This is a genomic window from Listeria cossartiae subsp. cossartiae (genome assembly GCF_014224155.1).
GTDB lineage: Bacteria > Bacillota > Bacilli > Lactobacillales > Listeriaceae > Listeria > Listeria cossartiae.
Genome location: NZ_JAASUI010000004.1, coordinates 160,729 through 175,232 on the forward strand (window position 1 = coordinate 160,729; position 14,504 = coordinate 175,232).

Annotated in this window: 17 protein-coding genes; all 17 read right to left on the reverse strand. The window is 39.3% G+C overall.

Annotation, left to right across the window (positions count from 1 at the left end; all coding sequences use genetic code 11):
• Positions 1–75: 75 nt before the first annotated feature.
• The 17 genes from murA to HCJ30_RS12255 all read right to left on the reverse strand — a co-directional run bounded on the left by murA (position 76) and on the right by HCJ30_RS12255 (position 14,487).
• Positions 76–1,368, reverse strand: a complete 1,293-nt coding sequence (gene murA, locus HCJ30_RS12175; protein WP_185392362.1) for a UDP-N-acetylglucosamine 1-carboxyvinyltransferase — start codon at positions 1,366–1,368, stop codon at positions 76–78.
• A gap of 180 nt (positions 1,369–1,548) precedes the next feature.
• Entirely contained in the window at positions 1,549–1,785 is a 237-nt protein-coding gene (locus HCJ30_RS12180) for a DUF1146 family protein (protein ID WP_003727893.1), read from the reverse strand.
• A 123-nt stretch (positions 1,786–1,908) separates the two neighbouring features.
• Positions 1,909–2,313: a F0F1 ATP synthase subunit epsilon gene (locus tag HCJ30_RS12185; protein ID WP_008948766.1), complete on the reverse strand. Its 405-nt coding sequence runs from the start codon at positions 2,311–2,313 to the stop codon at positions 1,909–1,911.
• Positions 2,314–2,334: 21 nt separating this feature from the next.
• On the reverse strand, positions 2,335–3,756 hold the full coding sequence (gene atpD, locus HCJ30_RS12190; protein ID WP_003723462.1) for a F0F1 ATP synthase subunit beta: 1,422 nt from the start codon (positions 3,754–3,756) through the stop codon (positions 2,335–2,337).
• A gap of 60 nt (positions 3,757–3,816) precedes the next feature.
• Positions 3,817–4,689 (reverse strand): F0F1 ATP synthase subunit gamma, encoded by an 873-nt coding sequence (locus HCJ30_RS12195; RefSeq protein WP_185392363.1) that lies wholly within the window; start codon positions 4,687–4,689, stop codon positions 3,817–3,819.
• Between the two features lie 37 nt (positions 4,690–4,726).
• On the reverse strand, positions 4,727–6,241 hold the full coding sequence (gene atpA, locus HCJ30_RS12200; protein ID WP_003723464.1) for a F0F1 ATP synthase subunit alpha: 1,515 nt from the start codon (positions 6,239–6,241) through the stop codon (positions 4,727–4,729).
• A 26-nt stretch (positions 6,242–6,267) separates the two neighbouring features.
• On the reverse strand, positions 6,268–6,807 hold the full coding sequence (locus HCJ30_RS12205) for a F0F1 ATP synthase subunit delta (RefSeq protein WP_061113888.1): 540 nt from the start codon (positions 6,805–6,807) through the stop codon (positions 6,268–6,270).
• Positions 6,804–7,316: a F0F1 ATP synthase subunit B gene (atpF, locus tag HCJ30_RS12210; RefSeq protein ID WP_185392364.1), complete on the reverse strand. Its 513-nt coding sequence runs from the start codon at positions 7,314–7,316 to the stop codon at positions 6,804–6,806. Before atpF ends, HCJ30_RS12205 begins: the two co-directional genes overlap by 4 nt.
• A gap of 87 nt (positions 7,317–7,403) precedes the next feature.
• On the reverse strand, positions 7,404–7,622 hold the full coding sequence (gene atpE / locus HCJ30_RS12215) for a F0F1 ATP synthase subunit C (RefSeq protein ID WP_003732517.1): 219 nt from the start codon (positions 7,620–7,622) through the stop codon (positions 7,404–7,406).
• 71 nt (positions 7,623–7,693) lie between these two features.
• Positions 7,694–8,410 carry a F0F1 ATP synthase subunit A gene (gene atpB, locus HCJ30_RS12220; RefSeq protein ID WP_185392365.1) on the reverse strand — a complete coding sequence of 239 codons (717 nt, stop codon included), beginning with the start codon at positions 8,408–8,410 and terminating at the stop codon, positions 7,694–7,696.
• A gap of 6 nt (positions 8,411–8,416) precedes the next feature.
• Positions 8,417–8,815, reverse strand: coding sequence for an ATP synthase subunit I (locus HCJ30_RS12225; protein ID WP_185392366.1), 399 nt, complete (start codon positions 8,813–8,815; stop codon positions 8,417–8,419).
• A 193-nt stretch (positions 8,816–9,008) separates the two neighbouring features.
• Positions 9,009–9,179 carry a hypothetical protein gene (locus HCJ30_RS12230; RefSeq protein WP_185392367.1) on the reverse strand — a complete coding sequence of 57 codons (171 nt, stop codon included), beginning with the start codon at positions 9,177–9,179 and terminating at the stop codon, positions 9,009–9,011.
• A 467-nt stretch (positions 9,180–9,646) separates the two neighbouring features.
• On the reverse strand, positions 9,647–10,786 hold the full coding sequence (wecB, locus tag HCJ30_RS12235; protein ID WP_185392368.1) for a non-hydrolyzing UDP-N-acetylglucosamine 2-epimerase: 1,140 nt from the start codon (positions 10,784–10,786) through the stop codon (positions 9,647–9,649).
• Positions 10,787–10,902: 116 nt separating this feature from the next.
• Positions 10,903–11,532: a uracil phosphoribosyltransferase gene (gene upp, locus HCJ30_RS12240; RefSeq protein ID WP_185392369.1), complete on the reverse strand. Its 630-nt coding sequence runs from the start codon at positions 11,530–11,532 to the stop codon at positions 10,903–10,905.
• A 136-nt stretch (positions 11,533–11,668) separates the two neighbouring features.
• Entirely contained in the window at positions 11,669–12,910 is a 1,242-nt protein-coding gene (gene glyA, locus HCJ30_RS12245) for a serine hydroxymethyltransferase (protein ID WP_003732521.1), read from the reverse strand.
• 135 nt (positions 12,911–13,045) lie between these two features.
• The gene (locus HCJ30_RS12250; protein ID WP_185392370.1) at positions 13,046–13,453 is read right to left on the reverse strand and encodes a low molecular weight protein arginine phosphatase; all 408 of its coding nucleotides are present in this window, start codon (positions 13,451–13,453) and stop codon (positions 13,046–13,048) included.
• A complete protein-coding gene (locus HCJ30_RS12255) occupies positions 13,450–14,487 on the reverse strand; it encodes an L-threonylcarbamoyladenylate synthase (protein ID WP_185392371.1) in 1,038 nt (345 codons plus the stop codon). Before HCJ30_RS12255 ends, HCJ30_RS12250 begins: the two co-directional genes overlap by 4 nt.
• Positions 14,488–14,504: the final 17 nt, after the last annotated feature.

Below are 14,504 nucleotides of genomic sequence, written 5' to 3' on the forward strand. Positions count from 1 at the left end.
TTTTAGAACAACATGGTTTTTTTCACGACAAATAAAAAAACCGCATCAAAAAGATACGGTTTTTAACATTTAAAATTAGAATAGAGATGCTAAGTTTGTTACATCAATTTTGGCATCATCTACACGTTCAACATCCGCTCCAAGCGATTGTAATTTTCCGTGGAAATTATTATAGCCGCGATCAAGGTACTTCAACTCAGTTACTTGTGTGTAGCCATCTGCAACTAAACCTGCAAGAATAAGCGCTGCTGCTGCACGTAAATCTGTTGCTGCAACTTCTGCTCCTTGTAGTTTAGCAGGACCCGAAATAATAACAGAATGTCCTTCAATTTTCATATCAGCGTTCATTCTGCGCATTTCTTCTACATGCATGAAACGATTTTCAAAGACCGTTTCTGTCATAATGCTTGTGCCTTCGCTTAGCATTTGGATTACCATCATTTGGGATTGCATATCAGTTGGAAAACCTGGGTGTGGCATAGTCTTAACGTCTACAGCCTTTAATTTATCAGGTCCGATAACACGAATACCGTTCTCTTCTTCAATAATTTGAACGCCCATTTCTTCAAGTTTAGCAATTAATGAACTAATATGTTCAGGAACTGCGTCTTCAATTAGAACATTTCCGCCAGTAATAGCAGCAGCAATCATAAATGTACCTGCTTCAATACGGTCAGGAATAATAGAATGTTCAGTAGCAGTTAGCTCTTTAACGCCTTCAATTCTAATTACTTCTGTTCCCGCACCAATTACTCTAGCACCCATTTGATTTAGGAAATTGGCTAAATCAACAATTTCAGGTTCGCGAGCAACGTTTTCAATTACTGTTGTACCTTCTGCTAAAGTTGCAGCCATCATAATATTTTGTGTTGCTCCCACACTAGGGAAATCTAAGTATACTTTAGCGCCCACTAATTTTTCAGCAGTTGCTTCAATATAGCCATTTTCAATTTTCACTACTGCGCCCATTGCTTCGAAACCTTTTAAATGTAAATCAACTGGTCTTGAACCAATTGCACATCCACCTGGTAAAGCTACGCGAGCAGAACCTGTACGAGCTAAAAGTGGCCCCATAACAACAATGGAAGCACGCATTTTACGAACATACTCAAAAGGTGCATCAGAAGAGATTTCTCCTGTTGCATCAACTGTCACTTCATCATTTACAAAAGAAACATCTGCATTTAAATATTTAAGAACTTCATTAATTGTGAATACATCAGACAAATTTGGGACATTTTTTAATACGCTAGTACCTTTACTCGCAAGTAATGTAGCAGCTATTACCGGTAATACAGCATTTTTGGCACCTTCCATTTTCACAGAACCATTTAACTGTTTTCCACCGCGTACAATAATTTTTTCCAAAAAGAACCCCTCCGCGTTACTAATAACTAAATCATTTATCGAATTTTATTAATCAAAATTTAAATTAAAACATATCTTAGTAATTCTACCACTTATCACCCTTAAATATCAACTGATTTTAACGTAATATTAAAGTTGTTATAAGCTTCTATTAATTTCCGGCTATTATACTGCTTCTTCTCAACTAAAAAAATTAATTAACTGTTTGGAGGCTGCTAAATAATCCAAGAAAAAGTTGCTTAACGTATAACCCAATACAATAGAAATAATCACAAATAGTAATCTAGCTTGTGTTACATGATTTTTCTTGATGAATTTCTCATAGTTAATGGCTTGTAATGCCCAGAAAGTAATAACTATAAATAGTAAATGTGAAATGATGATGACATATGGTGATTCCATAATAATATTATACATGTGTTCGCTCCTCATATTTCGCTACTACTCATTTTAACAAATACTGCTAGGAAAAAACAGTTAATGCACTTATGAGTATATAAAAAAACTTCCTGACACGGTGGCCAGGAAGTGAGATGACTATTAATTGTGTTCTTTTGCGTGAATTCTGTTGATAGCTCTTTGTAGTGCAAGGCGAGCCATTACTTCGTCCACTTTTTGTTCTTTTGCTCGGCTAAGTTCGTCTTCTGCGCGTTCTTTTGCCTTTTCAGCGCGATCAATGTCAATATCTTGTTCGCGTTCGGCAGTATCTGCGAGAATATTAACTTCTTCGCCGTTTACTTCCATAAAGCCACCATTGACAGCGACCCATTCCTCACCAGACTCTACTTTTAAGCGAACGATGTCGATTTTAAGAGGAGCGACTAGTGGAACATGGCCAGGTAAAATACCGAGTTCACCTGCTTTTGTTCTAGCAATAACCATTTGAGCAACGCCTTCATAAACAGGGCCGTCTGGAGTAACAATACTAACATTTAATGAACCCATACGTATTTCCTCCTGTTTTTATCAGACTTCAACGCCCATGTCTTTTGCTTTTTCAAGAACATCCTCAATGCGTCCAACTGAACGGAATGCATCTTCTGGGATATGGTCGTATTTTCCAGCTAATAGGTCTTTGAATCCTTTAACTGTTTCTTTAACAGGAACATAAGAACCTTTTTGGCCTGTAAATTGTTCTGCAACGTGGAAATTTTGGGATAAGAAGAATTGGACACGACGCGCACGAGAAACAGATTGTTTATCTTCGTCAGATAACTCATCCATACCTAAGATTGCGATGATGTCTTGTAACTCTTTATATCTTTGTAATAAACGTTGTACTTCCGTTGCTACTGCATAGTGTTCTTCCCCAACAATATCAGGAGAAAGCGCACGAGATGTAGAAGCAAGTGGATCTACCGCTGGATAAATACCTTGTTCCGTTAATTTACGTTCCAAGTTAGTTGTTGCATCTAGATGGGCGAAAGTTGTAGCCGGAGCCGGGTCAGTATAGTCATCGGCTGGCACATAAATCGCTTGGATAGAAGTAACAGATCCAACGTTAGTAGATGTAATACGTTCTTGTAATTGACCCATTTCAGTAGCTAGGGTTGGTTGGTAACCTACCGCAGATGGCATACGACCTAGTAAAGCCGAAACCTCTGAACCAGCTTGTGTGAAACGGAAAATGTTATCAATGAATAAAAGTACGTCTTGATGTTCTTCATCACGGAAATATTCAGCAATTGTTAGACCAGTTAAGGCAACACGCATACGCGCACCTGGTGGCTCGTTCATTTGACCGAATACCATCGCTGTTTTTTCAATAACGCCTGAATCTTTCATTTCGAAGTAAAGGTCGTTACCTTCACGAGTACGTTCTCCAACGCCAGCGAACACAGAAATACCACCATGTTCTTGTGCGATATTATGGATAAGCTCTTGAATTAGAACGGTTTTACCAACACCGGCACCACCGAACAATCCGATTTTACCACCTTTTAAGTAAGGAGCTAGCAAGTCAACTACTTTAATTCCTGTTTCAAGAATTTCAGTTGTTGTTGCTAATTGATCGAAAGTTGGAGCTTCGCGGTGAATTTTATTACGTTTAATATCGCTTGGAAGTGGTTCGTCCAAATCGATGGTGTTTCCTAATACATTAAATACACGACCAAGAGTTACTGTACCAACTGGAACTGTAATTGGGCTTCCAGTATCAATAACTTCCATACCTCTTTGAACTCCATCTGTTGATGCCATTGCGATTGTACGTACAACGTCATCACCTAATTGGATGGCTACTTCTAAAGTAAGTTGGCTAGTTGGTGCTTCTTCTGCATCAGATTTATATTCAATAACTAGGGCGTTGTAGATTTCAGGTAAGTTTCCACCTTCAAATTTAACGTCTACAACTGGACCCATAACTTGGATTACTTGTCCTTTAGACATGCAATGATTCCTCCTCACTTACCTTCCCCTTTATAGGGACGTTACAAGAAACGCCGACTTCTATTCGAGTGCGGCTGCTCCTCCGACGATTTCGGTAATTTCTTGCGTGATCGCAGCTTGGCGAGCACGGTTATATTGTAGTGATAAGTCACTGATTAAATCGGATGCATTGTCTGTCGCGCTTCTCATGGCAGTCATACGAGCAGCATGTTCAGCGGCTTTGGCATCCAGAAGTGCTCCGAAAATTAGGCTTTCCACATATTGCGGTAATAGTACTTCAAGGATTTCTTGTTCGGAAGGCTCGAATTCATATGTAGTAAGGTCTACATCTGTTTCTTGGCCTTTTTCGTGAAATTCTGTCAGTGGCAATAATTGCTCTTTTCTCAGTTCGCTGGAAATAGAATTGATATGGTGATTATAATAAATGAAAACCTCGTCATAAACACCATCTTCAAACATTTGAACTGTGTTACTAGCAATATCTTTAATTTCCGCAAATATCGGGTGATCTGTAATACCTTGCACTTCTAAAACCACGTTCATTTGGCGTGCTTTGAAGAAGTCACGAGCAGATCTACCTACAGTGATTATTGCATATTCATCACTTGACGTATGCTTTTTATTAATTTCTTGGAATACTTCTTTGATTACGGAACTATTGTAAGAACCGGCAAGTCCAGTATCAGAAGTAAGTACGATATAACCAGTACGGTGAACAGGTCTAGATACAAGCATTGGATGGTCGCTACTGTTACCAGTGCCAGCAACATGTGTTACTACGTCTTTGATTTTAGAAACGTAAGGCCCATAGGAACGAGCATTAGATTCTGCACGACCTAGCTTTGCTGCTGATACCATTTGCATAGCTTTTGTAATTTGACTTGTTTTACGCGTAGAAGTTATTCGTTGTTTAATATCGATTAAAGATGCCAAAGATTTTCACCACCTTTGAATTTATTCCGTATCTAAATTATTTTTCTTCAGAAGGAACAAATGTATTTTTAAATTCTTTTAATGCTGCTTCAAGTTTTGCTTCGTCTGGAAGTTTTTTCGTAGTACGAATTTCTTCCAAAAGCTCTGGGTGATTATGATCAAACCATGTATTCATTTCGGACTCAAAACGCAGTACATCATGAACTGGTACATCATCCAGATATTTATGAACAAGTGCATAAAGAATCAATACTTGTTTTTCAACTTTCAAAGGTTTGTGCAAATCTTGTTTTAGAACTTCTACTGTACGTTTACCACGTTCTAGTTTCGCACGAGTAGCAGCATCTAGGTCAGAACCGAATTGTGAGAAGGATTCTAACTCACGGTAAGCGGCAAGGTCTAGACGAAGTGTTCCGGCAACTGTTTTCATTGCTTTAATTTGCGCTGATCCACCTACACGGGATACAGAAAGTCCGGCGTTAATCGCTGGGCGTACTCCGGAGAAGAATAAATCAGATTGCAAGAAGATTTGTCCATCGGTAATAGAGATAACGTTTGTAGGAATATAAGCAGAGATATCTCCGGCTTGTGTCTCTACGAATGGAAGAGCCGTAATGGATCCGCCACCTAGGCTATCATTTAATTTTGCAGCACGTTCAAGTAAACGGGAGTGCAAGTAGAAAACATCCCCTGGATATGCTTCACGACCTGGAGGACGACGAAGTAATAGGGACAGCTCACGGTAAGCGGCTGCTTGTTTGGATAAGTCATCATATACAACTAAAACGTGTTTACCGTTATACATGAATTCTTCAGCCATTGCAACACCAGCATAAGGAGCCAAGTATAAAAGTGGCGCTGGTTGTGATGCAGCAGCAGTCACAACGATTGTGTAATCTAATGCACCATGATGACGTAAAGTTTCTACGGCATTACGAACAGTAGATTCTTTTTGACCGATAGCAACATAAATACAAATCATGTCTTGGTCAGCTTGGTTTAAAATTGTATCAATCGCTACAGATGTTTTACCAGTTTGGCGGTCACCAATGATTAATTCACGTTGACCACGACCAATAGGAACAAGTGCGTCAATTGCTTTAATACCTGTTTGTAATGGTTCGTTTACCGATTGACGTTGCATAACACCAGGTGCTACTGCTTCAATCGGACGAGTTCCAGTTGTTTCAATTGGGCCTAAACCATCAACTGGTTGACCTAATGAGTTAACTACACGCCCAATAAGCGCTTCGCCAACAGGAACTTCCATGATTTTACCGGTACGACGAACTTCATCGCCTTCGCGGATTTCTGTGTAAGGACCTAGAATAATGATACCAACATCATTTGTTTCTAAGTTTTGGGCCATACCCATTACACCATTTGAGAACTCTAACAATTCACCAGCCATTGCATTATCGAGTCCATGAGCACGCGCAATACCGTCACCAATGTAGGTAACCGTACCAACATCACTCACTTTTAGTTCAGAATGATAATTTTCAATCTGCTGTTTTATGATTGAGCTGATCTCTTCAGCCTTAATGCTCATTGATTTCACCCCTCGTTAAACGGAAACTAGGCTTTAATTTGCCGTTCCATGTCCTTTAATTTCGTTTTTAGACTGTCATCATATATACGGGTTCCAATAACCACTTTGACTCCACCAAGAAGGGATTTATCAATGTGATTTTGAATGTTTAATTTTGTTTTGTTCATTTTCGCAGCAAATACTCTCGAGAGCGCCGTAAGTTCTTGTTCGGAAAGTGGAACAACAGAATAAACATCTGCATCCGCAACTCCATTCAAGTCATTTACGCGTTTTTGGTAAACGTCCGCAATAACAGATAGATAATCTTCTCTGCTACGGTCAATTAAAAGATAAATAAAATCTCTTAATGTCGGATTGATTTTTTCAAAAACAGCGCTGGCAAGATTTTTCTTTTGCTCGGTCGTGAAAGTAGGATTTTCAAGTAGTTTTACAAAATCTTTATTAGCTTTTAAGGCCGCTTTTAATTCAGTTAATTCTTCTGAAAAAACGTCCACTAAATCTTTATCTTGAGCTACTTGAAAAAGCGCATTGGCATAGCGACCTGCAACTTCCAAATCTTTACTCATTTGTCATCCCCTAGCCTTTCGATATAATCTTGGATAAGGTTAGATTGTTCTTTTTCATCCAGATTTTTTTCGATGACTTTCGATGCAATAAGAACTGATAAGGAACCGACTTGTTCGCGAAGAGCAGAAATAGCATCTTCTTTTTCACGTGCAATATCGGATTTTGCTTCTTCTTTTATACGTTCTGATTCACGTCTAGCAGTTTTGACAATTTCTTCGCGTTCTTTTTCGCCAAGCTGTTTTGCGTTCTCAATCATTGTTTGAGATTCAACACGAGCTTGTTGTAAAACACTTTTTTGTTCAGCAAGTAATTTTTCTGATTGAGCGCGGTTTTCTTCAGCAGCATCAATTTCAGAACCAATATGCTCTTCACGCTCTTTCATAATACCCATAAGCGGTTTCCAAGCATAAATTCGGATTAAAAGTAGTAAAATCGCGAAAGCAAAAAGTGTAAAGAATGCATCACCAAACGTAAATGCGGAACCAATTACTAAATGTGGTTGTAACACGCCAGTTTCACTCCTTTCTATCCATTCGCTTAAATTATTCGTTCGAACTGAAAGAGATGAGGTTTGAATGCCTCAACTTCCTTCAAATTATTTATTAAGAACCATGAACGCAATAACAACAGCGATGATAGGAAGGGCCTCAACTAACGCAACACCAACAAACATGATTGATTGAAGCATAGAACGCGCTTCTGGTTGACGCGCAACACCCTCGACAGTTTTTGATACGATAAGACCATTACCAATACCCGCACCTAATGCACCTAATCCAACAGCAATAGCAGCTGCAATAACACCTAAAGACATATAATTATCCTCCTAATTTTTCTTAAAATTATTTTTTATTACTTTTATAAATGACTTAATTGAAAGTTAGTTTAATGTTCGTCACTGACCTTATGCGACATGTAAACCATAGTCAGCATAGTGAAAATGTACGCTTGAATTGCCCCAATAAAGAGTGAGAATCCTTGCCATATAATCGCAGGAATTATCGCAAGCACACCTACAAATATATTAATATGTGCAAGTTGAGTTGCAATAATGGTTAACAACACTTCGCCGGCAAAAATATTACCGTAAAGACGTAAACCAAGCGTTAATGTATTAGCAAATTCTTCTACTAATTTAAGTGGGAATAAAAATTTCATTGGACTCAAGTAAGTACCAACAAAGTAGTGCTTGAAACCACGCATTTTAATACCATAGTAATGCGTTAAGCCAAGAACCATTATCGCCAGTGTTAAAGTGACAATTGGATCCGCTGTAGGTGAACGCCACCATACTTCATCATTGATTGCGATTTGCAATGGCAGTCCTAGCATATTAGCTACGAAAACAAACATTAGTAGCGTAATACCAAGTACATGGAATCTCCCACCGGTTTTCCAATCCATATTACTATTGATAATACCTCTGACAAAATCCATTACCCATTCAATGAAGTTCTGCTTTCCGGTAGGTCGGCGTTGCAGATTTCTGGTACAAATAATGGCTATTAGAAGAACGATGACACAAGTCACAGTAATCATCAAAATATTAGATAGATTAAAGTCGATCCCTAATAGGCTTATCGTTGGAAATTCCTCTTCCAATTAGGTTCACCCCTCTCTTTTTAAAAACTTTTTTCTGCGGTACATGGAATACGCAAAAAAATCTAGAAAAATAATTGCATATGCAAGCCCAAGTCCGATTACCATGCTATAAACATGAAAATATTCCGGCAGTTGCGTCGCTATAATTGTAGCAAGTAACACGCTTCCCATTCTTAACGTCATTCCCATACCATAGAAAGAACGATTTTCAGCTAAAGCTCTTGTCATTGCTTGCGTGCGCCTCATTAATATCCAGTAATTAAACCAGCCGACGATTAATCCCAATTTAAGTCCTAAAAAAATATGTACATATGGGGTTAAAAACCAGCCACAAAGGCAAACAGCAATAAAAAGGACCATATACTTTTGATGACGATGATACATGCCAATTAGCGATTCTAACATTCGGGGCGCAATCCTTTCTTTTTCAAAAGATTTTTCTTTCCAGATGACCATTTTGAAATCTCAGGGAGTAAGTTCAGTTTGTGAAAACAAGCACATTTTTCCCAATTCATCCCAATCCCAAACACACATGAAAGCCTTATCAGCGTGTCAGTTCTTAGCATACAACAGCCAAAAGAGAAAAGTCAATACACTTTCACAAATTGTGCGTACATCTACTACTAATAGTAACACAATCGGACCCATCCATAAAAGAATAGCCTATTATTTCTGAGATTTTTTTGATTTCAAAATCGTTCTGTTTCCTAGATTGCCACGCCAGAATTATTTTTGTCCATTTAACAGCAATCAACACCTCCGTAATCATTGGAAAAACTAGCCGACCATTCGTGTGCTATTTCACAAAAAAGGTCAAAATAACTTCCTTTCGTACAAATAAAAAAACTTCTACCATGATTGGTAAAAGAATTCGATACGATTATTCGCAAACTTCGCGACCGAAAGTTCTTTTCCCAAGAAAAAGAACGGAAAAAACAGCCGGACTCACTTGTCGTGAGTTGCATTTTGATATAGAGTGCCCGTATAAATTCCAATTCAGTCAACGCAAACCTCACGTCGGCGGGATTGTAGTGAATACTGAGCGCAGTCTTCTATCCCTATGCTAAAAACAAGCTATTTTTTGGGCTCTTATATTAATAACATTGACCATCTTATCACATGTAACATAAAAGAACTAGTGAAAATCGAGCGTGTAACATATCTGTAACAATAAGGCGCTTTCATTCCAAATAAAGAGGAAAACTAGACTTTTAACGCCTAGTTTCCCGCTATGTTTTACACGATAAAATCTTCTGGTCGTTCTGTTCCATCAAACTGACTTTTAATTGCTGCTAAAATACGAGTAGCTGCATTCCCGTCGCCATATGGATTAGCCGCGTGCGCCATTTTATCATGGTTTTCCTTATTGTCGAGTAGATTTAATGCTTCTTTTATTAAGTTTGCTTTATTTGTTCCGATTAATTTCAACGTTCCGGCTTCGATTCCTTCTGGGCGCTCGGTCGTATCACGCAAAACTAGCACTGGCACACCCATGCCCGGCGCTTCTTCTTGCACGCCACCTGAATCTGTAAATACAAGATAAGCTTTACGTAAGAAATTATGAAAGTCAATCGCATCTAACGGCTCAATTAAATGAATTCGTTCGTGTCCACCTAAAATGGCCGTCGCTTTTTCTCTAACTGCTGGGTTTAAATGCATTGGATAAACGAGTTCCACGTCCTCGCGACTTTCCACGATTTCGCGAACTGCTTCAAACATCCCTTGCATCGGTTCCCCAAGATTTTCTCTGCGATGGGCAGTCATTAATATTAAGCGATTTTCGCCAAGATTTTCCAAAATAGGATGATGATAATCTTTTTGAACCGTTGTTTTAAGTGCATCAATTGCTGTATTCCCCGTTACAAAAATCGTAGCTGGGTCTTTACCTTCCGCAAGCAAGTTTTCTTTAGCTTGTTTCGTTGGGGAAAAGTGCATGTCTGCCATCACACCCGTTAATTGGCGATTCATTTCTTCTGGGAACGGCGAGTATTTGTTCCACGTTCTAAGTCCGGCTTCGACATGTCCTAGCATTTTTTGTTGATAGAACGTTGCAAGTCCGGCAGCAAAACTCGTTGTTGTGTCGCCGTGCACTAAAACGATGTCCGGATTTTCCGCAGCGATAACTTCATTGATTCCGTTCATTACGCGTGAAGTTATGTCCGCTAAGGTTTGGCCTTTTTTCATAATATCTAAGTCAATATCCGGTTTTATCTCAAAAATTTCTAACACTTGATCCAACATTTCGCGGTGTTGGGCTGTAATAACTACCGTTGACTCAAATGTTTCTGGTTCTTTTTCTAACGCCAAAACGAGCGGTGCCATTTTTATTGCCTCTGGTCTTGTACCAAAGATACTCATTACTTTGATTTTAGCCAATTTCGAACCTCCTTATAAAAAAACTCCTCAGAAATAGCTCGACAAAAAATTTTCCAGTTTGCCAGAAGCAGCACTGTTTATAATTCCTTATCTCACTAAATCGAGGAGAATGTTAATTATTTAGTTCCGAATAATCTATCGCCAGCATCTCCTAAGCCTGGACGGATATAACCATTTTCGTCTAACTTCTCGTCTAAGCCAGCTACGTAGATTTCTACGTCTGGATGTGCGTCTTGAAGAGCTTTAACGCCTTCTGGAGCCGCTACTAGACACATGAATTTCATGTTGCGTGCGCCGCGTTTTTTCAAGCAATCGATAGCCATAATTGCGGATCCGCCAGTTGCAAGCATTGGATCTACAACGATGAAAAGACGTTCTTCCACATCAGAAGGTAGTTTTACAAAATATTCTACTGGTTCAAGCGTATCGTGGTCGCGGTAAAGACCTACGTGACCTACTTTAGCAGCAGGGATAAGTTTTAAAATACCGTCTTGCATACCTAGACCAGCTCTTAAAATAGGCACAATACCTAATTTTTTACCAGTAAGTGTTTTAGCCGTTGTTGTTTGTAGTGGTGTTTCTACTTGGATGTCTTCTAGTTCCATATCACGTGTAATTTCGTACGCCATTAATGTAGCGACTTCATCTACAAGTTCGCGGAATGCTTTTGTTCCCGTATTTTTATCTCGAATGATTGTTAATTTGTGTTGTACTAGTGGGTGATCAATTACGTGTACATTTGCCATCGATTAGTTCGCTCCTTTGATATTGAAAATTTCCTTCTCTTATTGTATCAGAACAAGACACAAGTGCAAGGATTAATTTGCTATACATGAAAAAAACCGGTTTTCTCTATAATTAGAAAAAACCGGAATCATTATTTTATAAACTTGGATAAAGTGGATATTCATTTGTTAAAGTTGCAACACGCGCTTTAACATCTGCCAAAACTTCTTCATTTTCTAAGTTATGCAGCACTTCTGAAATAAGTACGCCAACTTTTTCAATCGCAACTTCATCGAATCCACGGGTTGTCACTGCGGCAACACCTACACGGATACCACTTGTTACAAATGGACTTTCTGTTTCAAATGGAATGGTATTTTTGTTCACGGTAATACCAACTTCATCTAATACTTTTTCAGCAGCTTTCCCTGTTAAGCCTAGTGGTTTTAAATCAATTAATAGTAAATGATTATCTGAACCTCCTGTTAAAACAGCAACATCATTTGCTTGAAGTGTTTCTGCTAATTTTTTAGAGTTACGAATAATTTGCTCACAGTACGTAGTGAATTCCGGTTGTAAAGCTTCGCCAAATGCTACTGCTTTCGCTGCGATAACGTGCATTAACGGTCCACCTTGGATTCCTGGGAAAATCGATTTATTCAATTTTTGTTCCCATTCTGCTTTGGCTAAAATCATTCCGCCGCGAGGTCCACGAAGGGTTTTATGGGTCGTTGTTGTTGTAAAATCAGCATAAGGAACTGGATTTTGATGTAAACCAGCAGCAACAAGGCCAGCGATATGCGCCATATCAACCATTAGGTACGCGCCAACTTCATCAGCAATTTCACGGAATTTAGCAAAATCAATTTTACGTGGGTAAGCACTTGCGCCTGCTACGATCATTTTTGGTTTATGTTTTAAAGCAGCTTCACGGACGATATCATAGTCAATTTCTTTTGTATCTTCACGCACACCGTATTCAACAAAATTGTATAAAACACCACTGAAATTCACTGGGCTACCATGTGTTAAATGACCACCATGTGAAAGGTTCATACCAAGCACTGTGTCACCTGGTTCAAGCACTGTATGATAAACTGCCATATTCGCTTGAGCGCCTGAGTGAGGTTGAACATTCGCATATTCAGCGCCAAATAATTTTTTCGCGCGGTCGCGGGCTAAATCTTCCACAATATCCACGAATTCACATCCGCCGTAGTAACGTTTTCCTGGATAGCCTTCTGCATATTTATTCGTTAATACAGAACCCATTGCTTCCATTACTTGCTCACTAACAAAATTCTCAGATGCGATTAATTCGATATTCGCGCGTTGTCTACCAAGCTCTAACTTAATTGCATCAAAAACTTCCTTATCTTGCTTTTGTAAATAGACCATCTGTGGACCCCATCCTTTTCTGATAAATTTTTCAAGTGAACTGTTATGTATTATCTTTAATAATTACTTAAATTGGGTAGAAAAGCAAGCATTTTGGAATAAAAAAACGCAATTCCCGATAGTGAAGCGCTTCACTTATAGAAAACGTTCGGAAATTGCACTTTTTAATTCATAATAGGTGATTTCGTATTGTTCAATCGGTCCGCCATATGGATCTGGAATATCCGTTCCATCTTCAGAAACCAGTTGTATTTTATCGCTTGCTTTTGGAAAAATGTTTTTAAGTTCCGCTTGATGGCTTTGGGTCATTACGTAGATTTGCTCTGCCCAATCGATATCCGCTTGTGTGATTTTTTTTGCTTGATGCGTTGTTGGCAAATTCATTTGCGCGAGAATCTGGCGCGAGTTTTCAGAGATAGCATCCCCGTCCAAAGCGCGCGTCCCAGCTGAACGAACCGTTAAATCCGGCCGCAAGTTTTGCAAGATTTTCTCAGCTAAAGGGCTTCGGCATGTGTTTCCTGTACAAACAAATAATACATTCATTCGCTAATCCTCCTATTTCCAGCTGCTTTTTCTAATCGGTTCATAATCGCTGCACCTAGTTCTGTTTCTGGGTAAACTTCTGCAAAAATTAGCTCCACATCCTCGTGGTCAAATGCGCGCAATCCGTTGTAAAGGCTAGTGGCCACTTCATCCAGCGCGGAAATACTGCCCGTTGTTTGAATGACCGCATTCGTCGTTAGTTTATTCGCCAGTTCTTTTGTAGCTAAAATGCCGATTTTTTTATGCGCTGCTTCAGCTTTATTTATTTCACTTTGCCAAAATTCAGTGGAACCTTCAATAAGGTAAACAGGAGCTTTTGGTGCGTAATGCGTATATTTCATGCCTGGAGCTTTTGGTTTCTCTGTTTCGGTTGTGCTGTTTGAAGATGAGTCAACTGGGCCGATTACTCGTTCGATTTGTTCTTTCGTAATGCCACCCGGGCGTAAAATAATTGGTACTTCTAGCGAGCAATCAATCACGGTTGATTCTAAGCCCACACCAGTTGGACCTCCGTCGATGATTCCGGCAATTTTTCCATCTAAATCTTCTATTACATGGTTAGCAGTTGTTGGGCTTGGTTTTCCGGAGCGATTTGCGCTTGGAGCCGCCACTGGAATATTTGCTGCTTTTATTAATTCAAGACTTACTGGGTGTTCCGGCATGCGAACGCCGACTGTGGATAAACCAGCAGAAACATTGGCTGCTAAACTATCTTTTTTCAAAGGGAGAATCACTGTTAATGGGCCTGGCCAAAATTCTTCCATTAATTGGATTGCTTTCGGTGGATAACTCGCTACAAACTGATCCATTTGTTCGCGACGGGCGATGTGGACAATTAGCGGGTTATCTGATGGGCGACCTTTTGCAGCGTATATTTTTTGAATGGCTGCTTGGTTTGTCGCATCTGCGCCAAGACCATAAACTGTTTCGGTTGGGAAAGCCACACATTCGCCATTTTGCAATAATTCGGCTGCCGCTTGGTAGATGGCTTGGTTTGATGATTGTTTTGTTATTTTCCAATGGTTGGTTTGCATGAATTTCGGTCCCCTTT